Annotated in this window: 26 protein-coding genes; 14 read left to right on the plus strand and 12 right to left on the minus strand. The window is 63.6% G+C overall.

The window, feature by feature from the left end; all coding sequences use genetic code 11:
* From ftsY to rpoH, 4 genes are all read left to right on the plus strand, one after another.
* On the plus strand, positions 1–1154 hold a 1154-nt coding region (ftsY, locus tag RT028_RS15350; protein ID WP_312935973.1), incomplete at its 5' end, for a signal recognition particle-docking protein FtsY.
* Positions 1151–1822, plus strand: a complete 672-nt coding sequence (ftsE, locus tag RT028_RS15355) for a cell division ATP-binding protein FtsE (RefSeq protein WP_312935974.1) — start codon at positions 1151–1153, stop codon at positions 1820–1822. The genes ftsY and ftsE, both read left to right, overlap by 4 nt.
* Positions 1819–2841 carry a permease-like cell division protein FtsX gene (ftsX, locus tag RT028_RS15360; RefSeq protein ID WP_312935975.1) on the plus strand — a complete coding sequence of 341 codons (1023 nt, stop codon included), beginning with the start codon at positions 1819–1821 and terminating at the stop codon, positions 2839–2841. The genes ftsE and ftsX overlap by 4 nt, the downstream gene beginning before the upstream one ends.
* Positions 2842–2950: 109 nt before the next feature.
* Positions 2951–3805, plus strand: coding sequence for an RNA polymerase sigma factor RpoH (gene rpoH / locus RT028_RS15365; protein WP_312935976.1), 855 nt, complete (start codon positions 2951–2953; stop codon positions 3803–3805).
* Positions 3806–3985: 180 nt separating this feature from the next.
* Here rpoH and mtgA read toward each other — a convergent pair whose 3' ends face one another.
* The gene (mtgA, locus tag RT028_RS15370) at positions 3986–4696 is read right to left on the minus strand and encodes a monofunctional biosynthetic peptidoglycan transglycosylase (RefSeq protein WP_312935998.1); all 711 of its coding nucleotides are present in this window, start codon (positions 4694–4696) and stop codon (positions 3986–3988) included.
* Positions 4697–4760: 64 nt separating this feature from the next.
* On the opposite strand from mtgA, the gene RT028_RS15375 reads away from it, so the two are divergent.
* The 4 genes from RT028_RS15375 (at position 4761) to trmB (ending at position 7018) form a co-directional block, all read left to right on the plus strand.
* Entirely contained in the window at positions 4761–5132 is a 372-nt protein-coding gene (locus tag RT028_RS15375) for a DUF423 domain-containing protein (protein ID WP_312935977.1), read from the plus strand.
* 103 nt (positions 5133–5235) lie between these two features.
* Positions 5236–5436 (plus strand): sulfur carrier protein ThiS, encoded by a 201-nt coding sequence (gene thiS / locus RT028_RS15380; RefSeq protein ID WP_312935978.1) that lies wholly within the window; start codon positions 5236–5238, stop codon positions 5434–5436.
* A gap of 55 nt (positions 5437–5491) precedes the next feature.
* On the plus strand, positions 5492–6286 hold the full coding sequence (locus RT028_RS15385; RefSeq protein ID WP_312935979.1) for a thiazole synthase: 795 nt from the start codon (positions 5492–5494) through the stop codon (positions 6284–6286).
* A 9-nt stretch (positions 6287–6295) separates the two neighbouring features.
* Positions 6296–7018: a tRNA (guanosine(46)-N7)-methyltransferase TrmB gene (gene trmB / locus RT028_RS15390; protein ID WP_312935980.1), complete on the plus strand. Its 723-nt coding sequence runs from the start codon at positions 6296–6298 to the stop codon at positions 7016–7018.
* A 274-nt stretch (positions 7019–7292) separates the two neighbouring features.
* On the opposite strand, the gene RT028_RS15395 is transcribed toward trmB, so the two are convergent.
* The 9 genes from RT028_RS15395 to RT028_RS15435 form a co-directional block, all read right to left on the minus strand.
* On the minus strand, positions 7293–7619 hold the full coding sequence (locus RT028_RS15395) for a DUF3392 domain-containing protein (protein WP_312935981.1): 327 nt from the start codon (positions 7617–7619) through the stop codon (positions 7293–7295).
* A gap of 9 nt (positions 7620–7628) precedes the next feature.
* Positions 7629–8822 carry a radical SAM family heme chaperone HemW gene (gene hemW, locus RT028_RS15400; RefSeq protein ID WP_312935982.1) on the minus strand — a complete coding sequence of 398 codons (1194 nt, stop codon included), beginning with the start codon at positions 8820–8822 and terminating at the stop codon, positions 7629–7631.
* Entirely contained in the window at positions 8819–9415 is a 597-nt protein-coding gene (gene rdgB / locus RT028_RS15405) for an RdgB/HAM1 family non-canonical purine NTP pyrophosphatase (RefSeq protein WP_312935983.1), read from the minus strand. The genes hemW and rdgB overlap by 4 nt, the downstream gene beginning before the upstream one ends.
* Positions 9412–9846, minus strand: coding sequence for a DUF4426 domain-containing protein (locus tag RT028_RS15410; RefSeq protein WP_312935984.1), 435 nt, complete (start codon positions 9844–9846; stop codon positions 9412–9414). Before RT028_RS15410 ends, rdgB begins: the two co-directional genes overlap by 4 nt.
* 62 nt (positions 9847–9908) lie before the next feature.
* Positions 9909–10529, minus strand: coding sequence for a methionine biosynthesis protein MetW (gene metW / locus RT028_RS15415; RefSeq protein ID WP_312935985.1), 621 nt, complete (start codon positions 10527–10529; stop codon positions 9909–9911).
* Between the two features lie 7 nt (positions 10530–10536).
* Positions 10537–11676, minus strand: a complete 1140-nt coding sequence (locus RT028_RS15420) for a homoserine O-acetyltransferase (protein WP_312935986.1) — start codon at positions 11674–11676, stop codon at positions 10537–10539.
* A gap of 79 nt (positions 11677–11755) precedes the next feature.
* Positions 11756–12346, minus strand: coding sequence for a YggT family protein (locus RT028_RS15425; protein WP_312935987.1), 591 nt, complete (start codon positions 12344–12346; stop codon positions 11756–11758).
* Between the two features lie 10 nt (positions 12347–12356).
* Positions 12357–13175 carry a pyrroline-5-carboxylate reductase gene (gene proC / locus RT028_RS15430; protein ID WP_312935988.1) on the minus strand — a complete coding sequence of 273 codons (819 nt, stop codon included), beginning with the start codon at positions 13173–13175 and terminating at the stop codon, positions 12357–12359.
* A 38-nt stretch (positions 13176–13213) separates the two neighbouring features.
* Positions 13214–13900, minus strand: coding sequence for a YggS family pyridoxal phosphate-dependent enzyme (locus RT028_RS15435; RefSeq protein WP_312935989.1), 687 nt, complete (start codon positions 13898–13900; stop codon positions 13214–13216).
* A gap of 64 nt (positions 13901–13964) precedes the next feature.
* Here RT028_RS15435 and RT028_RS15440 point away from each other — a divergent pair, with 64 nt between their 5' ends.
* The 3 genes from RT028_RS15440 to RT028_RS15450 all read left to right on the plus strand — a co-directional run bounded on the left by RT028_RS15440 (position 13965) and on the right by RT028_RS15450 (position 15853).
* Positions 13965–14960 carry a PilT/PilU family type 4a pilus ATPase gene (locus RT028_RS15440; RefSeq protein WP_312935990.1) on the plus strand — a complete coding sequence of 332 codons (996 nt, stop codon included), beginning with the start codon at positions 13965–13967 and terminating at the stop codon, positions 14958–14960.
* Positions 14961–15069: 109 nt separating this feature from the next.
* Positions 15070–15465: a hypothetical protein gene (locus tag RT028_RS15445; RefSeq protein WP_312935991.1), complete on the plus strand. Its 396-nt coding sequence runs from the start codon at positions 15070–15072 to the stop codon at positions 15463–15465.
* Positions 15466–15517: 52 nt separating this feature from the next.
* Positions 15518–15853, plus strand: coding sequence for a hypothetical protein (locus RT028_RS15450; RefSeq protein ID WP_312935992.1), 336 nt, complete (start codon positions 15518–15520; stop codon positions 15851–15853).
* Between the two features lie 225 nt (positions 15854–16078).
* On the opposite strand, the gene RT028_RS15455 is transcribed toward RT028_RS15450, so the two are convergent.
* Together RT028_RS15455 and RT028_RS15460 are read right to left on the minus strand one after the other, a co-directional pair.
* Positions 16079–16495, minus strand: a complete 417-nt coding sequence (locus tag RT028_RS15455) for a type II toxin-antitoxin system HicB family antitoxin (protein WP_312935993.1) — start codon at positions 16493–16495, stop codon at positions 16079–16081.
* Positions 16496–16565: 70 nt separating this feature from the next.
* A complete protein-coding gene (locus tag RT028_RS15460; RefSeq protein ID WP_312935994.1) occupies positions 16566–16733 on the minus strand; it encodes a type II toxin-antitoxin system HicA family toxin in 168 nt (55 codons plus the stop codon).
* 486 nt (positions 16734–17219) lie between these two features.
* On the opposite strand from RT028_RS15460, the gene RT028_RS15465 reads away from it, so the two are divergent.
* From RT028_RS15465 to RT028_RS15475, 3 genes are all read left to right on the plus strand, one after another.
* On the plus strand, positions 17220–17984 hold the full coding sequence (locus RT028_RS15465; protein WP_312935995.1) for an alpha/beta hydrolase-fold protein: 765 nt from the start codon (positions 17220–17222) through the stop codon (positions 17982–17984).
* 170 nt (positions 17985–18154) lie between these two features.
* Positions 18155–18652 carry an RNA polymerase sigma factor gene (locus tag RT028_RS15470; RefSeq protein WP_312935996.1) on the plus strand — a complete coding sequence of 166 codons (498 nt, stop codon included), beginning with the start codon at positions 18155–18157 and terminating at the stop codon, positions 18650–18652.
* Positions 18653–18745: 93 nt separating this feature from the next.
* On the plus strand, positions 18746–19013 hold a 268-nt coding region (locus tag RT028_RS15475; RefSeq protein ID WP_312935997.1), incomplete at its 3' end, for a DUF4880 domain-containing protein.

A 19013-nucleotide genomic window follows, 5' to 3' on the forward strand; every position in this document is an offset into this window, starting at 1 on the left:
CGCCGGCACCAGCGCCGACGCCCGCTCCGGTTCCAACACCGGCACCTGAGCCAACGCCCGCCCCGGTTGCAACCCCCGCACCTGAGCCAACGCCTGCCCCTGCGCCCATTCCCGCCGCTGTTGCGCCTGTGGCCACCGTCGAGCCATCCGTCCAGCCCTTGCCTGCTACGCCGGCAGTCGTCGATCAGGCGGCGTCCGCGCCTGCCGCTGCGGAGCCGTCCAAGCCGGGCTTCTTCGCCCGCCTCAAACAGGGCCTGAGCAAAACCAGCGCCAGCATCGGCGAAGGCATGGCCAGCCTGTTCCTGGGCAAGAAGGTCATCGACGATGACCTGCTCGAAGAGATCGAGACCCGCCTGTTGACCGCCGACGTCGGCGTCGAGGCCACCTCGGTGATCGTGCGCAACCTCACCCAGAAGGTCGCCCGCAAGCAGCTCACCGACGCCGACGCGCTGTACAAGTCGCTGCAGGAAGAGCTGGCGGCCATGCTGCGCCCTGTCGAACAGCCCTTGAAGGTGCTGTCGCAGAACAAGCCCTATGTGATCCTCGTGGTGGGCGTGAACGGCGCCGGCAAGACCACCACCATCGGCAAGATGGCCAAGAAGCTGCAGCTCGAAGGCAAGAAGGTCATGCTGGCCGCCGGCGACACCTTCCGCGCCGCAGCGGTCGAGCAACTGCAAGTGTGGGGCGAGCGCAACAATATTCCGGTGATCGCTCAGCACACCGGTGCCGACTCCGCCTCGGTCATCTTCGACGCCGTGCAAGCCGCCAAGGCCCGTGGCGCCGATGTGCTGATCGCCGACACTGCCGGGCGCCTGCACACCAAAGACAACCTGATGGAAGAGCTGAAAAAGGTTCGCCGGGTGATCGGCAAGCTCGATGCCGACGCGCCGCACGAAGTGCTGCTGGTGCTGGATGCCGGTACGGGCCAGAACGCCATCAGCCAGGCCAAGTACTTCCACCAGAGCGTGGAGCTGACCGGTCTGGCCCTGACCAAGCTCGACGGCACTGCCAAGGGGGGCGTGATCTTCGCCCTGGCCAAGCAGTTCAACCTGCCGATCCGCTTCATCGGCGTCGGCGAGGGCATCGATGACCTGCGCAGCTTCGAGGCCGAACCCTTCGTCAAGGCGCTGTTCGCCGAGCGGGATACCCCATGATCAAATTCGAGCAGGTCGCCAAGCGCTACCCCAACGGCCACATTGGCCTGCATGAGTTGAGTTTCCGGGCGCGCCGGGGCGAATTCCTGTTCGTCACCGGCCACTCTGGCGCCGGCAAGAGCACCTTGCTGCGCCTGCTGCTCGCCATGGAGCGGCCCACCAACGGCAAGCTGCTGCTGGCTGGGCAGGACCTGGGGCAGATCAGCAACGCACAGATCCCGTTCCTGCGTCGGCAGATCGGCGTGGTGTTCCAGAACCATCAGTTGCTGTTCGATCGCACGGTATTCAACAACATTGCCTTGCCTCTGCAGATTCTCGGGCTGTCCAAGCTCGAGATCGCCAAGCGCGTGGATTCGGCGCTGGAGCGTGTTTCGCTCTCCGATAAAGGCGAGCTGTTCCCGGCAGACCTCTCCACCGGGCAGCAGCAGCGCGTTGGCATCGCTCGCGCCATCGTCCACCAGCCAGCCCTGTTGCTGGCCGATGAGCCTACCGGCAACCTCGATCCGCGTCTGGCCGCCGAGATCATGGGCGTGTTCGAAGACATCAATCGCCTGGGCACCACCGTGTTGATCGCCAGCCACGACCTGGCGCTGATCGCGCGCATGCGCCACCGCATGCTGACCTTGCAGCGCGGCCGATTGATCGGTGACGGGGAGGCCGGCCAATGAGCACTACACCGACACGCAAAGTCGCCGAACGCGTCGCGCCCAAGGGCGCCGAACAACCCAAAAAGAAGGGCGGCAACCACGACGATGACGGCCCGGACCTGCGCAGCCTGCTGCGTGCCTGGGCCGAAAGCCATCGCGCGAGCCTGGCCGACAGCCTGCGTCGCCTGGGCAAGCAGCCCATCGGCAGCTTCTTCACCTGCCTGGTGATGGCGGTCGCCTTGAGCATGCCGATGGGCTTGTCGCTGTTGCTGAAGAACGTCGAGGTGCTCGGCGGCTCGTGGCAGCGCGCGGCGCAGATTTCCCTGTACCTGAAAATGGACGCCAGCAGCACTGACGGCGAAGCTCTGCGCGATGAGATCAAGGGCATGCCCGGGGTCGAGCAGGCGCAATACATCAGCCGCGATCAGGCACTGGAGGAGTTCAAGCACCAGTCCGGACTGGGCGAGGCGATTCGTGAGCTGCCGGAAAATCCATTGCCCGGCGTGGTGGTGGTGACGCCGACCGAGGTCGATAAACCGGCGCTGGAAGCTTTGCGTCAGCGCCTGGCCGAGCTGCCACGGGTCGACGTGGCACAGCTCGATCTGCTGTGGGTCGAGCGCCTGGCCGCGATTCTCAAGCTGGGCGACCGCTTCGTGTTCGGCATGGCCGTGATGCTGATTTCTGCCTTGCTGTTAGTAATTGGTAACACTATTCGTCTACATATCGAGAACCGCCGTACCGAGATCGAAGTGATCAAGCTGGTAGGCGGCACCGACAGCTATGTACGACGGCCATTCCTCTATATGGGCGCGCTCTACGGCCTGGGTGCCGGGGTGCTGGCCTGGGGCATTCTGGCCTTCGGCCTGAACTGGCTGAACGAGGCGGTGGTGGGCCTTTCAGGCCTGTACGGCAGTGATTTCGCCCTCGCAGGCGTACCAGGGTCGGATGGACTTTCACTCTTGATCGGTGCTGTACTGTTGGGGTATATCGGTGCGTGGATCGCGGTAGCTCGCCATTTGAACGAGCTGGCGCCGCGCTAGTGTCAGTGGCCAACATGGCGATTTCTTCATCCTGGAACTTGGGTACAGGTTTGTGGGTCAATGTTGGCAGTGCTCACAAGGCACACGTCTTAAAGTTGGAGGTTCTTGAATGACCACATCGTTGCAACCTGCCTATGCCCTGGTTCCGGGTGCAAACCTGGAAGCCTACGTGCATACGGTCAACAGCATCCCGTTGCTGACGGTCGAGCAGGAGCGTGATCTGGGCGAGCGTCTCTATTATCAGCAGGATGTCGAGGCCGCTCGCCAGATGGTGATGGCCCACCTGCGTTTCGTTGTGCACATTGCGCGCAGCTATGCCGGTTATGGTCTGGCCCAGGCTGACCTGGTCCAGGAAGGCAACGTCGGCCTGATGAAGGCCGTCAAACGCTTCAACCCGGAAATGGGCGTGCGCCTGGTGTCGTTCGCCGTGCACTGGATTAAGGCTGAGATTCACGAGTTCATCCTGCGCAACTGGCGCATCGTGAAAGTCGCCACGACCAAGGCGCAGCGCAAGCTGTTCTTCAATCTGCGCAGCCAGAAGAAGCGTCTGGCCTGGCTGAACAACGACGAAGTGCATCGCGTGGCGGAAAGCCTGGGCGTCGAGCCCCGTGAAGTGCGTGAAATGGAAAGCCGTCTGAGTGGCCACGACATGGCCTTCGATCCGGCCGCCGAGGCGGACGACGACAGCGCCTTCCAGTCGCCTGCGCATTACCTCGAAGACCATCGCTACGATCCGGCCAGTCAGCTGGAAGATGCAGACTGGAGCGACAACGCTTCCACCAACCTGCACCAGGCGCTCAGTGGCCTTGACGATCGCAGCCGCGACATCCTCTACCAGCGTTGGCTGGCCGAGGAAAAAGCCACGCTGCACGAGCTGGCCGACAAGTACAGCGTCTCTGCTGAGCGTATCCGCCAGTTGGAGAAGAACGCGATGAACAAGGTCAAGGCCTTGATCGCGGCCTGATCACGCTGCTCCAGATACCTACGCCGCTGCAAAAAAGCCGCTGCCCTCACAGGCAGCGGCTTTTTCATGTCCGAATGGCACGGCTCATCGCGCTCGGTCAGCGCTCACAACGGCGTGCGCGTGAACGCCCGTTTGGCAGCTGACGAGGTGTACACCGGCTCGACAGGCCCGCAGCAGTCGTCAGAAGCGCTGACCCGCTTCCAACTGCATCAAGTAGCTCTGGCCGCCCAGCTGGCTGATCTGCCGGCTGATCCAGCTGGCGCGACCCGCCACATAGGCACTGGGCCGCCCGGCATTCCACTTGATCGGACTGGGCAGTACCGCCGCCAGCTGCGAGGCCTGCTGACGGCTCAGGCGGCTGGCATCCACCCCGAAGTGATACTGCGCCGCCGCTTGTGCGCCAAACACGCCCGGGCCCCATTCAGCGCTGTTCAGGTACACCTCGAGGATGCGTTCCTTCGACCACAGCAGCTCCATCAGCCCGGTGAACCAGGCCTCCAGGCCTTTGCGAAACCAGCTGCGCCCCGACCAGAGGAACAGGTTCTTGGCCACTTGCTGGGTCAGGGTGCTGGCACCGCGCAACTTGCCACCGCGTTCGTTATTGGCGAACGCAGCCTGGATGGCCGGCACGTCAAAGCCCCAGTGGCTGGCGAACTTCTGATCTTCGCCGGCAATGACGGCGATCTTCAGATCGTCGGCGATCTTCTCCCAGGGTTGCCATTCGCGCTGCAGGTCGATCGGCTCGCCACTGAACCACGACTGCACCTTGCGCTCGACCATCAGCGCGGTACCGGGCGGCGGCACCCAACGAAAGATCACGACCAGCACGATGCTGCCGGCGACAAACCACAACAGAGCCCGCGTAAGGCGGCGGATGAGCGATGACAGCATGACGATGGCTTGGCCGGACCGAGGGAAGCGGCCATTATACAGACCCACTTCCAGGAGTCGTCCCATGCTTCGCAGCTTCCTCATGCTCGCCGCTGTCTTCGGCTTCACGGGCGTCGCCCTCGGCGCCTTCGCCGCGCATGGTCTGAAGAACCGCCTGAGCGCGGATTACCTGGCCATCTTCCACACCGGCGTCACCTACCAACTGGTGCACGCGCTGGCCATCCTGGCGCTGGCGGTACTCTCGGTGCATCTGCCCGGGCGCCTGGTGGGCTGGGCCGGTGGGCTGTTTGCGCTGGGCATCGTGCTGTTCTCGGGTTCGCTCTACGCCTTGACCCTGAGTGGCATCAGCAAGCTCGGCATCATTACCCCCATCGGCGGCCTGTGCTTCCTCGCCGGCTGGTTGTGCCTGGGCCTGGCGGCCTGGCGCCTGGGCTGACCGATGGGTCGCCATTGAGCCGAATGCTGGCCGTCAGACTTGGGTATGAAGCCCGTCAGGGGCTAGAATGCTGGCCCCCAAAAGCACAACGGTGGCCGTGCGCATGCGTATTCAACTGAACGGTGAACCTTACGAACTGCCAGCCGGCGAAAACGTTGCGGCCTTGTTGACCCGTCTCGACATGGCCGGGCGCCGCGTCGCGGTGGAATTGAACCAGGACATCGTGCCGCGCAGCCAGCACGACAGCACGCTACTGAACGAAGGCGACCAGGTCGAAGTGGTCCACGCCATTGGCGGCGGCTAGGCCGTACGCCAGCGTTCCCTTCGCAAGCCCAGTACCCTTTCTTCAAGGAGTCCCGATGAGCAACGTTCGCACTGACAAGCCCTTCACCCTGGCCGGCCGTACGTTCCAATCGCGCCTGCTGGTCGGCACCGGCAAATACCGTGACATGGACGAAACCCGCCAGGCCATCGAAGCCTCGGGCGCTGAAATCGTCACCGTGGCCGTGCGCCGCACCAACCTGGGCCAGAACCCCGGCGAGCCGAACCTGCTCGACGTGTTGCCACCGGACCGTTACACCATCCTGCCGAACACCGCGGGCTGCTATGACGCGGTCGAAGCCGTGCGCACGTGCCGTCTGGCCCGCGAGCTGCTCGATGGCCACAACCTGGTCAAGCTGGAAGTGCTGGCCGACCAGAAAACCCTGTTCCCCAACGTGATCGAAACCCTCAAGGCCGCCGACGTGCTGGTCAAGGATGGTTTCGACGTGATGGTCTACACCAGCGATGACCCGATCATCGCCCGCCAGTTGGCCGAAGCCGGCTGCATCGCCGTCATGCCGCTGGCCGGTCTGATCGGTACGGGCCTGGGTATCTGCAACCCCTACAACCTGCAGATCATCCTCGAAGAATCCAAAGTGCCGGTGCTGGTCGATGCCGGTGTCGGTACTGCTTCTGACGCCACCATTGCCATGGAAATGGGCTGTGAGGCGGTGCTGATGAACTCGGCCATCGCCCACGCCCAGCAGCCGGTGATGATGGCCGAAGCCATGAAACACGCCATCGTCGCCGGTCGCCTGGCCTACCTCGCCGGCCGCATGCCGAAGAAACTCTATGCCAGCGCCTCGTCGCCGCTGGATGGTCTGATCAAGTAAGAGCCTCTGATGACTGACTCGCAAGAAACGCCGATCCCCGCCGAGGGCGATCAACGCCCGCACCGCCGCATCAAGAGTTTCGTGATGCGCGCCGGGCGCATGACCGAAGGCCAGCAACGCGGCCTGGACGTCGGCGGCCCGCAATTCATCCTGCCGTTGGCCGATGCGCCGGTGGACTATGACCAGGTGTTTGGTCGCAGCGCCCCGCGCACGCTGGAAATCGGTTTCGGCATGGGCCATTCGCTGCTGGAGATGGCCACTGCCGCGCCCGAGCAGGACTTCATCGGCGTCGAAGTGCACCGGCCCGGCGTCGGCGCGTTGCTCAACGGCGTGCTGACCGACGGCCTGAAAAACCTGCGGGTGTACGACTGTGATGCCATCGAAGTGCTCAACCGCTGCGTGGCCGACAACAGCCTCGACCGCCTGATGCTGTTCTTCCCCGACCCCTGGCACAAGGCGCGCCATCACAAGCGTCGCATCGTCCAGCTGGAGTTCGCCGAGCTGGTGCGCAGCAAGCTCAAGCCCGGTGGCGTGTTCCACATGGCCACTGACTGGCAGCCGTATGCCGAGTACATGCTCGAAGTGATGAACGCCGCGCCCGGCTACCGTAATCTTGCGGCAGACGCCACGTACGTGCCGCGCCCGGAAGAACGTCCGATCACCAAGTTCGAGCGCCGTGGCGAGCGCCTGGGGCATGGGGTGTGGGACTTGAAGTTCGAGAAGCTGGCCTGATGTTATTGCGAGGTAGCTGATCTGGGGCCGCTTCGCGGCCCATCGCGGCTGAAGCCGCTCCCACAAGTTCGGCTGCGGCTATACCTGCATCTACAGCAACTGCAGTTTCGCCTGCTTCCATTGTGGCACCTGCTTCCATTGTGGGAGCGGCTTTAGCCGCGATGGCCGGCCAAGCCGGCCCATGTCCGCAGCCGCGTGCTAAAAATACTGCGCGGTAGTTGTGCAAGGAGCGCTTCGCAGCCCCACAAACATACCGGAGCGTCAACCAACCACCTCAACCGCGCCGATCCGCCACGATGCCGACCAGCGCGATCACCACCAGCAACACCGGCGCCAGCGCGTAATTGTTGAACTGGCTCAGCCCCTTCAGCACCCAGGGCGTGGCGTAGATCAGCGCCGCGCCGCTGCCGATCATCACCAGCAGCGCCATGGCGGGCACGCGCAGGGCGCCGCTGAGGCTGCCCATGCGCTGCTCGGCCCACGCCTTGATGTCGGTGCCAAACAGCACCAGCAGGCAGCCGACGAACGCCAGGGAAATCTCCGAAAGGTGGCTGCGGCTCCAGCGTGAAGCGGTGGCAAGCAGGTCAAGTACCACGTCCATGAATCATCCTCAGGTCAGGAAGTACTGCAGCAGGTCATTGAGGAACAATTGGCCGCGTGCAGTGGCGGCCAGACGATCCGGTTCGACCTGCAAAAGGCCCTTTTGTTCGGCCAGGCGGCGGGCGGCAGCCAGCTGTGCCAGGGGCTGGCCCGTGCGGCGCGTGAACAGGTCGGCCTCCACGCCCTCGGTCAGGCGCAAGGCGTTGATCAGGAACTCGAACGGCAGCTCATCGACCGGGAGTACTTTCTCCCCAGCCTTGTAGGGCTTTTCAGGGTTGAGGTAGTCCTTCGGCAACCGGGTCTTCCAGGTGCGCACGATCCGCCCGTCCGCCAGCGACAGCTTGCCATGCGCCCCCGCGCCGATACCGATGAAGTCACCAAAGCGCCAGTAATTGAGGTTGTGCCGCGCGGCCCGTCCGGGCTGCGCATAGGCCGACACCTCGTACTGGGCGAAACCGTGAGCGGCCAGCAGCGCCTGGCCGGCCTCCTGGATATCCCAGAGGATGTCGTCTTCGGGCAGCGCCGGCGGCTGGTTCCAGAACACCGTGTTGGGCTCGACGGTCAGCTGGTACCACGACAGGTGCGTCGGGCCCAGGTCCATGGCCTGGCGCAGGTCGCCCAGCGCATCATCCAGCGACTGCTCGGGCAGGCCGTGCATGAGGTCCATGTTGAAGTTGTCAAAACCTGCCGCGCGCGCCATGGCGGCGGCGCGGATGGCTTCATCACCATTGTGGATACGCCCCAGCCGCTCCAGCTTGGCCGGTTGAAAGCTCTGCACGCCAATCGACAGCCGATTGATGCCCTGCTGGCGATAGGCCTTGAACTTGTCCTGCTCGAACGTCCCGGGGTTGGCTTCCAGGGTGATTTCGATGTCGGGCGCAAAGGCAATGCGCTGCTCGACGCCCCTGAGCAAGCGGCCCAGCTCAGCGGCGCTGAACAGGCTCGGCGTCCCGCCGCCGAAAAAGATCGAGCTGATTAGCCGGCCTTGAACGGCAGGCAGTTCCTGGTCGAGATCGGCCAACAACGCATCGATGTACGCCGCTTCCGGCAGCTCCGGCCCGGCCTGGTGCGAGTTGAAGTCGCAGTACGGACATTTGCGCACGCACCACGGGATATGGATGTACAGCGCCAGCGGGGGCAGCTCGGGCAGTGCGAGGCCAGTCGCTCGCGGATGGAGCAACTGGAGGGACGGCGTGTCGGTCATGCCAGGCCCAGACGCTGACGCAGCAGGACCATGGCGCGGGCGCGATGGCTGAGCTGGTTCTTTTCCAGCGGCGCCAGCTCGGCGCTGGAGCAATCGCGCTCGGGCACCCAGAACAGCGGGTCGTAGCCAAAACCGTGCTCACCGCTCGCCGCGGTCAGGATGCGCCCGTGCCACAGCCCTTCACAGAGGATCGGCAGCGGGTCATCGGCGTGCCGCACCAGCGCCAGCACGCAGACGAACTGCGCGCCACGCTGCTCGGCCGGTACGTCCTTCAAGGCATCGAGCAGCTTGGCGTTGTTCGCCGCATCGCCTTGGCCATCGGCGTAGCGCGCCGAATAGATGCCCGGCGCACCGCCGAGGAAATCCACCGCCAGCCCGGAGTCGTCGGCCAGCGCCGGCAGGCCGGAAATGCGCGCCGCATTGCGCGCCTTGAGAATGGCGTTCTCGACGAACGACAAACCGGTTTCTTCGGGTTCGACCTGGCTGAACTCGCCAATCGAGCGCAGTTGCACCGATTCGCCGAGCATGGCCTGGAGTTCTTTGAGTTTGCCGGCGTTGTGGCTGGCCAATACGAGCTGCTGGAAATTCATCATTCGCCTGGGAACACTTCCTGGTTGAAGCTGAGGGTATGGCTGACGCCGCCGGTCTCGAGGGTGAGGTCAAAAACCATCACCTGGGCCTGATCCACCTTGAACTGCGCCACGTACGACACCGCGCCCTGGCTGCTGGTCTGGCGGAACGACAGCGGGCTGCTGCGCCCGGTGAGGTCCTTGACGGTGCCGCTGACCACCGCCATGCCCGGCTTGTCGGCCTTGAGCACGGCAACCGTGAGCACGCCCAGGTTCTTGCTGCGCACCAGGCCCGCCTCGCTGGCGACCTGCGCCTGCAGCATGCTGGAAGAAAACGCGTTGTAGTACACCGTCACGTCGCCGAAGGCTTGCTTGCGTTCGGGGCGGGCGGCATCGGCAGCCAGCACCGGCAAGGCCAGGCACAGGCTGATCAGCAATACGGCGAGACGGCGCATGGGCCAGTTACTCCAATAGGCAGGTAACGCGGGGCGGCCGGGGAGGCGGCCCGCGTCGAAGGTCAGACGGCGACCCGGTGGGCATCCAGGCCGGGACTGCTGACACGGTAGATACCAATTTCCCCAAGAAGATTAGGCCAGATCCTACCCCCCAATCCGTTGCGGTGCAGCCGGTCGACCGCCAGACGGTCGAGCACCTGCGCATCGCGCTCGCGGCACAGCTGCTCGAAGTCGGCAAAGGTGCAGAAGTGGATGTTCGGCGTGTTGTACCAGGTGTAGGGCATGAAGTCCGAGACCGGCATGCGGCCCTTGGTCGCCAGGTACCAGCGGCAGCGCCAGTGGCCGAAGTTGGGGAAGGTGATGATGCATTCGCGGCCCACGCGCAGCATTTCTTCGAGGATGCGGTCGGGGTATTCCACGGCCTGTAAGGCCTGCGTCATGACCACCACGTCGAAGCTGTTGCTGGCGAAGTTGCCCAGGCCCTTGTCGAGGTCCTGCTCGATGACGTTGACGCCCTTGGCCACGCAGGCGGCGATGTTGTCCGCGTCGATTTCCAGGCCGTAGCCATGCACCTGCTTGCGGTCGCGTAGCGAGGCCAGCAGTTCACCGCTGCCGCAACCGAGGTCGAGCACTCGGCTGCCGGCGGGGATCCAGTCGTGGATGATTTCCAGGTCGGCTCTCATGCGGTCCTCAGATGACGATGCGATTCATGTAGTTGGCAAACCCCTGCATGTAGCGCGGCGTGGGGATGAGGAAGGCATCGTGGCCATAGGGCGAGTCGATTTCCAGGTAGCAGACATTCTTGCGCGCGGCCATCAGCGCATCGACCATCTCGCGTGAACGCGACGGCGAGAAGCGCCAGTCGGTGGTGAACGACATGATGCAGAACTCGGCCTTGACCCCGGCCAGGGTGGCGGCCAGGTCGCCGCCATGGGCCGCGGCCGGGTCGAAGTAGTCCAGCGCCTTGGTCATCAGCAGGTAGGTGTTGGCATCGAAGCGGCCGGAGAACTCTTCGCCCTGATAGCGCAGGTAGCTCTCGACCTGGAACTCGACGCTGTGGAAGTCGTAGTTGAGCTTGTCGCTCTTGAGCTCGCGGCCGAATTTCTCGCCCATCGAATCATCCGACAGGTAGGTGATATGGCCGACCATGCGCGCCAGCATCAGGCCGCGCTTGGGGATCACGCCCTGGTCCTGGAACGAGCCACCGTGGAATTCCGGGTCGGTGAGAATCGCCTGGCGGGCGACTTCGTTGAAGGCGATGTTCTGCGCCGAGAGCTTGGGCGCCGAGGCGATGTCCACGCAATGGCGAATACGCTCGGGGTAGGTGATGGCCCATTGCAGCGCCTGCATGCCGCCCAGGCTGCCGCCGACGACTGCGGCCCACTGGCCGATGCCCAGACGGTCAGCCAGGCGCGCCTGGCTGTGTACCCAGTCTTGCACCGTGAGCACCGGGAAGTCGGCACCGTAGGGCTTGCCGGTGATGGGGTTGAGGCTGCTGGGGCCGGTGCTGCCGTTGCAGCCGCCCAGGTTGTTCAGGCTGACCACGAAGAAACGGCGAGTGTCGATCGGCTTGCCTGGGCCGATGCAGCTGTCCCACCAGCCCGGCTTGCGGTCGCTGTCGCTGTGAAAGCCCGCGGCGTGATGATGGCCAGACAGGGCATGGCAGATCAGCACCGCATTGCTCGCGGTGGCATTGAGGGTGCCGTAGGTTTCGTAGGTCAGTTCGTACGTGGCCAGGGAGCGGCCACAGGCCAGCGGCAGCGGCTCATCGAATCGGGCAACCTGTGGGGTTACCAGACCGACGGAATCTTCGGGAAAGACAATGGACATCGACCCTGCTCACGCGTGAATGAGGCGTAAGTCTAAAGAGCGCTACCCCCAGCGGCAAGCCACCGGGGGCAGTGGCGGGTCAGATCATGCGAAACAGTTCGGGCGGCATGCCGATCTGTGCGGCCAGCGGAGGCAGCACGAACGACTGGATCACCTGAATCGCCAGGAAGGCGAAGATCGGCGAGATGTCCATGCCGCCGATGTTCGGCACCAGGCGGCGGAACGGCGCCAGCACCGGTTCGGCGATCTGATAGGCCAGTTCTGCGGCCGGATTACGGGTGCCAGGGGCGACCCACGAGACGATCACCATGACGATCATCGCCACCCAGAAGATCTTCAGGAACAGCGAGGCCACGCCCAGCAACGCCCACAGCAGCAGGTGCAGGACGTCACCGAAGGTGCCGTAGGTAACCATCAGCACGAAGGCCATCAACAGCCCCTGCAGCAGCACCGCCAGCAGCAGCGAGGACGTGTCCAGGCCGCCGATGCTCGGGATGATGCGGCGGATCGGCTTGAGCAGCGGCTGGGTGGCACGCACCGCGAACTGGCTCAACGGGTTGTAGAAGTTGGCCTTCACCAGCTGCAGCACGAAGCGCAGCAGGACGATCACCAGGTACAGGCTGACCAGGGTTTGCACCACGAAAATCGCGGCGCCGGACAGTGCATTCATCGACAGCTCCTTATTTGCCCAGTTGCTCGGCCAGTTCCGCGGAGCGCTGCGCAGCAGCCTCCAGGGCCTGATCGACCAGCGACTGGAAACCATTGTTCTGGAATGAGTTGATTGCCGCCTCGGTGGTGCCACCGGGCGACGTCACGCGGCGGCGCAGTTCAGCGGCATCGTGCTCGCTGGCAGCAGCCATGTGCGCGGCGCCAAGGGCAGTTTGCAGGGTCAGTTGCGAGGCGGTTTCGCGCGGCAGGCCAAGCTTTTCACCGGCAGCGGTCATGGCTTCGATCAGCAGGAAGAAGTACGCCGGGCCACTGCCCGATACCGCCGTCACCGCGTCGATCTGCTGTTCCTGCGCCAGCCACAGCACGGTGCCGACGGCAGACAGCAGGGTTTCTGCCTGTTCGTGTTGCTCGGCCGAGACCTGCTCGGTGGCGTACAGTCCGCTGGCACCCTTGCGCAGCAGCGACGGTGTGTTGGGCATGCAGCGCACCACGGGTACCTCGCCCAGCCAGGCCTGCAGGCTGGCACAGGTGATGCCGGCAGCGATGGAAACCACCAACTGATGCTGGCCAAGGGACGGCGCCAGGGACTGGCACACGGCCTTCATCACCTGCGGCTTGACCGCCAGCACGATGACATCGGCATCGGCCACCGCCTGGGCGTTGTCTTCGAAGACCTCGATGCCGTGTTCGGCCTGGAGTCGCGTACGGGTGTCGGCACCCGGGTCGCTGGCGCGAATCTGCGCGGCGTCCATGCCCTGGGCGCGCAGACCGCCGATGAGGCTCGCGGCCATGTTGCCGGCGCCGATGAAGGCGATACGTGTCTTGCTCATGTCAGGTCCTTGCGGGAAAGGGTGATTGAAACATGGATTCAGACGGCCCCGTAATCACGGGCGCCGAACAGGGCGGTGCCGATGCGCACCCAGGTCGCTCCCTGGGCAATGGCGGCTTCGAGGTCGTGGCTCATGCCCATCGACAAGGTGTCGAGGCGCGGGTCGACCTGCTCCAGCAACAGGCGCAAACGCGCGAACGCCTGCTCCTGCTCGGTGCGGTCTTCGGTGGGCTCGGGAATCGCCATCAACCCACGCAAGCGCACGTTGGGCAGCGCCTGCACGGCGGCGACCAGGGCCGGCAGCTCATCCGGGCTGCAACCCGACTTGCTGGCCTCACCGCTGACGTTCACCTGCAAGCAGATGTTCAACGGCTCACAGTCGGTAGGGCGCTGTTCTGATAGGCGTTGGGCAATTTTCAGACGGTCCACCGAGTGCACCCAGTCGAAGTTTTCCGCAATGGCGCGGGTCTTGTTCGACTGAATGGGGCCGATGAAGTGCCAGGTCAAGGGCAGGTCGGCCAATTCGGCCTGTTTGCCCAGCGCTTCCTGCAGGTAGTTTTCCCCGACATCGCGGGCCCCGGCAGCGTACAGCTCACGCACCGCGCTGGCGGGTTTGGTCTTGCTCACCGCCAGCAGTTTCACGCTGGCAGGGGCTCGCCCGGCGGCCTCGGCGGCGCGCTGGATACGGGCAGCGAGGGTATTGAGGTTGTCTGCTAGGGTGGACATGGTTCAACGCCGGCGGCTCGAGGGTCGCCGCATTCTACCTGCTCTATTGCCCTTGGGGAGTCTCATGGACGTGACTGCACTCCTGGCCGAAGCCGCCCGCGCGGGCGCCTCGGACCTGCACCTGGCCAGCGGCGAGCCGCCCGTGCTGCGCGTCGATGGCGAGCTGCAACGCCTCGACCTGGCGCCGTTGCTCGCTACCGATCTGCTCAGCGCCCTGGCGCCCTGGCTTAACGACGAGCAGCAGCGGCAGTGGACCGACGGCGAAGAGCTCGACCTCGCACTCGATCTGCCCGACCGCCGCCGCGCACGCCTGAACCTGTTCCGCCAGGCCCACGGCCCCGCAGCCAGCCTGCGGCTCATCCCCAGCGGTATTCCCAGCCTCGATCAGCTCGACCTGCACGCCGTGTATGCCGCCATCGCCACCCTGCAGGACGGCCTGGTGATCATCGGCGGCCCCACCGGCAGCGGCAAATCCAGCACCCTCGCCGCGCTGATCGACCAGCTCAACCGCGACCGCCCCCTGCACATCATCACCCTCGAAGACCCCATCGAGATCATCCACACCCCCCAGCGCAGCCTGATCAATCAACGGGAAATCAGCCGCCACAGCGCAAGCTTCACCCAGGCCCTGCGCAGCGCCCTGCGCCAGGACCCCGACGTGATCATGCTCGGTGAACTGCGCGACCTCGACTCGATCCGCCTGGCCCTGCGCGCCGCCGAAACCGGCCATCTGGTACTGGCCACCGTGCACACCCGCTCGGCGGTGAGCAGCATCGAGCGGTTGGTGGAAGTGTTCGCGGCCGAGGAAAAAGCGCTGGTGCGGGCGATGCTGGCCGACTCGCTGCGTGTGGTGATTGCCCAAGTGCTGGTCAAGCGTTCAGGCGGCGGTCGTGTGGCCGCGCGCGAAGTGCTGATCGGCACACCCGCCGTGCGCAATCTGATCCGGGAAGGGCGGTTGGCGCAGGTGTACTCGGCGATGCAGACGGGGGGAGGGGTGGGGATGGTGACGATGGAGGGGGCGCTGGAGCGGTTGCGGCAAACGGTGGAGGCGGTGACTTAATGGGCGTTCGGATGAAGCGCTCGCCATCGAGAATTCGCGTAGAGTTTGGCGCTCTTGTTATCGATGACTTGAGATTGCACAGGCGTTGCAACAGCTGGAGGGTTCAAGTGTGTTTCTGGCTTCAACGGTAAAGCACTACGAAGAAGATGAAGTGCTCATTCTGGCGCTTGCTGATGATGCGATGGAGCCCGAGCATTTCATCATCATTGCGCGGCTGGACGAAGATACGAACGCTGCGGTTGATGAAGGAATAGGATTACAGACCCAGGATGCTGCCTATGAAATGGCGCAGGCCATTTCGAGTGTGACGTTTGATGGAAACAGGTTTGAGATCGGCCTTCGTGAAGCGGTGGTCGAGCACTTTGGTACTTCAGTCGTTGCAGCAGAATTAGTGGGCGAGGCGCGGGCTTTGGCTGAGCATCAGAAAATACTCAGGCAAGCGATTACGGCGATTTTCAAGGGGAGCGACGTCCAGCTGAGGCTGGGGGCTGCGGATAGCTTCTGATCATTTCATTGGAGCGGATCGACAAGCGTCATTCGGTTTGACGGAGGGCTGTATGTTACGCAACAACCAGTACTACTCACTGGCTGAGATCATTGACGATGTCAGACTGCAAGGCAACACCGGGGATGATTTCTGCCTGTATGGGCAGGATAGAGAAGGCATGGACCTGCAACAGCCTTATATGGTCGCTGATTATCCCGATGTAGTCGGAGATCGCGTCGTCAACCCTGACGCGGTGCAGGCAGAAGGGCTGGGTTATGTGTATTCAGGACAACAGTTCGCGGATGTGATTTCAGTGGTGATGATGCAGAAGCCTGAGGCGGGGTATGCGGAGTGTGTCAGGGCGTTGGATCATTATCAGGAGCATGATGCGTTTTTGGAGTTGTGAGGCTGCGGGTTTAGGATGAAGCAATCATCCGATTCAAGAGCGAGCCCATATGGCCAATGCCTGTCAGTTGATGCGCGTTGCAGACAGTGGGGCTGCATCGCAGCCCATCGCGGCTGAAGCCGCTCCCACAGATTTTGTTTGAGCGGCTTCAGCCGCGATGGAGCGCAAGCGGTCGCTGCACTATAACTGACTGGGGTTAGGCCATAGGGCCCCTCGAGTTTTGCGCTAGCGCGCTGTCTTGTCTTCTGACAGAACACGGAGAGCTGCTGCCGCGAGGAAGCCAGATCGGCTTCTTTGTTCAGGATGACTGGCGACGTAGTTATCGATTCGTTGCAGCAGGTATTCAGGCAGCGTGGCGTTGAAGCGAACGGATTTGCCGAGATACGGCGTAATGTCGAACTCGACGACGGCCCAGACGCCTCCAGCGAAGTCTGGATTGCCGAGGTGAGCGTCGATTGGCTGGCTTTGAGGCAGGGGCTCCCCATCAGCAACGGACCCCTCACAGTAAAGCGCCAAGGCTTCAAGCACATTGTCCAAGGCCTCTTCAACGGTGTCTCCACCGCTAAAGCAGCCTGGGGCGTCTGGGACGATCACGCCGTAATCAGAGTCGGGGTCCTTGTGGATCACCACTGGAAATTTCATTGGGTTCTCCTGATAGAGAAAGGGTGTACCACCCTGCGGGTGAGCTGCGCTGCGATTTTTCTGATCGACGTCATTTGAGCCCAGCCGCCTTGAGAATGCTGTTCAATGTGCCTATTGGAAGCTGGACTTTCGGATGGGGCACGACCACCTTTCCGGGTTTCGATGGGTGTTTGAAGTAGTGATGGCTGCCTCTGATGCCGGTTAACTTCCACCCGTCGGCTTCCATCAGTTCGATCACCTCTCGACTCCGCATGCGCTCTCCGTTGTGTTTTTTGTGTGTATGGTACACATCGGGCCGTGACAAGTCAGCCGATGTGGCACAGCATAGGCCGATGTCTATGACCTACTCATGCCTTGCGCTCATGCGGGCAGCGACCACATTGATCCGATCGTTCCCTGGTTCGTAGCTCAGAAAGCGTTCAAGGTGGCGTGCGTGCAGGACTCTCATTGCAGGTCTGGCGATACCTGACAGAACACTTCTGCAGCTTCTGTTTGGTTCAACCCTGTTGCGATTACTGGCAGCGCTTCAGAAATAGCCCGCCCTCATCCGTCTAGACATAACGCGACCGATTCTCCCTCACGGCCCCAGCGAGAGCCCGGTCACGGGGGAGCGTGTAGTCATCCGATCACGATGGGATCAGGCCTGGAACCTATGCTTCGCACACTCGCTGGACTCTTGGGCGCATGCCTCCTTTTCGCTGCAACGCTGAGCGGTGCAGCACCCGTGACCCTGGACGGCACCGAACAATGGTCGATGCAGAGCGCTGAAGGCCGCGAGTACCGCATCATGATCAGCCTGCCCGAGGGCGATGCGCCGCCCAATGACGGCTACCCGGTGATCTACCTGCTCGACGGCAACGCCTACTTTCCCAGCTTCCACGCGGCCAAACGCGCTCAAGCGCGGTTTCGAAGTTCGATTCTGGTCGCCATCGGCTACCCCAGCGATACCCCGCTGGACTTCACGCGACGTGCCTTCGACCTGACGCCTCCCGCACCGCCCGAGCGCAACACACCGCCGCAGGGTGGCCGTGACCTGCTGCTGACCTTCATCGAAACGCGCCTCATGCCCAAGGTTTCCAAGCACTTCAAGGTCGACCAGGCGCAGCGCAGCCTGATCGGTCACTCGTTCGGCGGCATGTGGGGCATCTACGCACTGTTCACGCGGCCAACATTGTTTCAGCAGGTGGTGGCCGTGAGCCCGAGCCTGTGGTGGCGTGATCAGCACCTGCTGGCGCCCGAGCGCGTCTTCACCGAGCGTGCGCGCAGCGAGCGACTGGATCTGACCCAGACCAGCCTCAGCATCGTGATGGCAGAACGGGATTCGGTACAGATGATCCGCGATGCCCGCAGCTTGTCTACGCGATTGCAGACGTTGTCGGATTTGGGAATGCGCAACGGGTTCATGATCGAAACAGGGGAGGATCACACCTCGGTGCCGTTCCGCATTCCCAATCAGGTCCTCGGCGAGCTGCTGGGCAACCGGCGTTGAGGGCCGGCAGGCGCGGCGGTCCGGCTCATCGTTGAGGGTGTGGGTCGCAGAGTGAATCGAGCGTCATGCAGATGGATGAACGGTCGACGCGCGCCGGGTGGCGCAAGCGCAAATGATTCTCCTTTGTGATATTTTCCCGCGCCTGCTTCCCTGCCCCCAAGGTTGCGTTCATGTCCGGCTCTGATCTCAAGGCGTTGTACCTTGCCCATCGCGGCGAAATTCAGGAGTACCTGGATCGGCGCCTGCGTTGCAAGGAGACCGCCGCCGACCTCACCCAGGACACCTTCATTCGCCTGTCCGAGCAGATGAAGCGGACCCCCATCGCCAACTTCCGCGCCTACCTGTTCTCCAGCGCCCGCAACCTGTTCATCGACCACATCCGCCGTCAGGTGCACCGCAAGGGCACGCCCCTGGACGATCAAGCGGCTGACAGCCTTGAGGCATCGACGCCCACCCTTGAACAGGCCGCCATCGCCCACCAACGACTGGCCACCCTGAACCAGGTCATCGAAAGCATGCCCGCCCCGTGCCGCGAAGTGTTCCTGCTGGTACGCGTCGAAGGGCTGACCTACGCTGAGATCGGCCAACGCCTGGGCATCCCGTCGAAGACCGCCTACAGCCGCATGGTGCGGGCGCTCGACCTGCTCAAGATCGGCATGGCCGAATGAGCGCCGCGCCAGGCTTGCGCGCCAACGCGCCTCAGACGCGCACGCCCTCGCTGGACTACAATCCGCCACCCGCCCAAGCCGAATACCACCCTGATGCGTGCTGAGCCTCCACCCACAGACAAGCTGCCGCCCGACGATGCCATCAGCCATCAGGCGAGTTGCTGGTTCGCCCTGAGCCAGGGCGGCTCACCGACCCAGGCCGAGCGTGCCGCGCTGGCTGCATGGCTGGCCGCAGACCCCCGGCATCGGGCGGCCTATGGCGAGCTGGAGCAGCTCTGGGCGATAACCGCTCAACTGCATCCGGCGCAGCCTGCCGCCGCGCCGGCGTCGACGTTCAGCTGGAACGCCAGCGTCCTCTCCG

It is taken from the genome of Pseudomonas sp., assembly GCF_032058845.1.
Taxonomy (GTDB): domain Bacteria; phylum Pseudomonadota; class Gammaproteobacteria; order Pseudomonadales; family Pseudomonadaceae; genus Aquipseudomonas.

What these genes read in the sequence shown, in the direction of transcription:
- ftsE (WP_312935974.1), top strand. Translation starts at nt 1,151, where the DNA reads ATGATCAAATTCGAGCAGGTCGCCAAGCGCTACCCCAACGGCCACATT.
- ftsX (WP_312935975.1), top strand. Translation starts at nt 1,819, where the DNA reads ATGAGCACTACACCGACACGCAAAGTCGCCGAACGCGTCGCGCCCAAG.
- rpoH (WP_312935976.1), top strand. Translation starts at nt 2,951, where the DNA reads ATGACCACATCGTTGCAACCTGCCTATGCCCTGGTTCCGGGTGCAAAC.
- mtgA (WP_312935998.1), bottom strand. Translation starts at nt 4,696, where the DNA reads ATGCTGTCATCGCTCATCCGCCGCCTTACGCGGGCTCTGTTGTGGTTT.
- RT028_RS15375 (WP_312935977.1), top strand. Translation starts at nt 4,761, where the DNA reads ATGCTTCGCAGCTTCCTCATGCTCGCCGCTGTCTTCGGCTTCACGGGC.
- thiS (WP_312935978.1), top strand. Translation starts at nt 5,236, where the DNA reads ATGCGTATTCAACTGAACGGTGAACCTTACGAACTGCCAGCCGGCGAA.
- RT028_RS15385 (WP_312935979.1), top strand. Translation starts at nt 5,492, where the DNA reads ATGAGCAACGTTCGCACTGACAAGCCCTTCACCCTGGCCGGCCGTACG.
- trmB (WP_312935980.1), top strand. Translation starts at nt 6,296, where the DNA reads ATGACTGACTCGCAAGAAACGCCGATCCCCGCCGAGGGCGATCAACGC.
- RT028_RS15395 (WP_312935981.1), bottom strand. Translation starts at nt 7,619, where the DNA reads ATGGACGTGGTACTTGACCTGCTTGCCACCGCTTCACGCTGGAGCCGC.
- hemW (WP_312935982.1), bottom strand. Translation starts at nt 8,822, where the DNA reads ATGACCGACACGCCGTCCCTCCAGTTGCTCCATCCGCGAGCGACTGGC.
- rdgB (WP_312935983.1), bottom strand. Translation starts at nt 9,415, where the DNA reads ATGATGAATTTCCAGCAGCTCGTATTGGCCAGCCACAACGCCGGCAAA.
- RT028_RS15410 (WP_312935984.1), bottom strand. Translation starts at nt 9,846, where the DNA reads ATGCGCCGTCTCGCCGTATTGCTGATCAGCCTGTGCCTGGCCTTGCCG.
- metW (WP_312935985.1), bottom strand. Translation starts at nt 10,529, where the DNA reads ATGAGAGCCGACCTGGAAATCATCCACGACTGGATCCCCGCCGGCAGC.
- RT028_RS15420 (WP_312935986.1), bottom strand. Translation starts at nt 11,676, where the DNA reads ATGTCCATTGTCTTTCCCGAAGATTCCGTCGGTCTGGTAACCCCACAG.
- RT028_RS15425 (WP_312935987.1), bottom strand. Translation starts at nt 12,346, where the DNA reads ATGAATGCACTGTCCGGCGCCGCGATTTTCGTGGTGCAAACCCTGGTC.
- proC (WP_312935988.1), bottom strand. Translation starts at nt 13,175, where the DNA reads ATGAGCAAGACACGTATCGCCTTCATCGGCGCCGGCAACATGGCCGCG.
- RT028_RS15435 (WP_312935989.1), bottom strand. Translation starts at nt 13,900, where the DNA reads ATGTCCACCCTAGCAGACAACCTCAATACCCTCGCTGCCCGTATCCAG.
- RT028_RS15440 (WP_312935990.1), top strand. Translation starts at nt 13,965, where the DNA reads ATGGACGTGACTGCACTCCTGGCCGAAGCCGCCCGCGCGGGCGCCTCG.
- RT028_RS15450 (WP_312935992.1), top strand. Translation starts at nt 15,518, where the DNA reads ATGTTACGCAACAACCAGTACTACTCACTGGCTGAGATCATTGACGAT.
- RT028_RS15455 (WP_312935993.1), bottom strand. Translation starts at nt 16,495, where the DNA reads ATGAAATTTCCAGTGGTGATCCACAAGGACCCCGACTCTGATTACGGC.
- RT028_RS15470 (WP_312935996.1), top strand. Translation starts at nt 18,155, where the DNA reads ATGTCCGGCTCTGATCTCAAGGCGTTGTACCTTGCCCATCGCGGCGAA.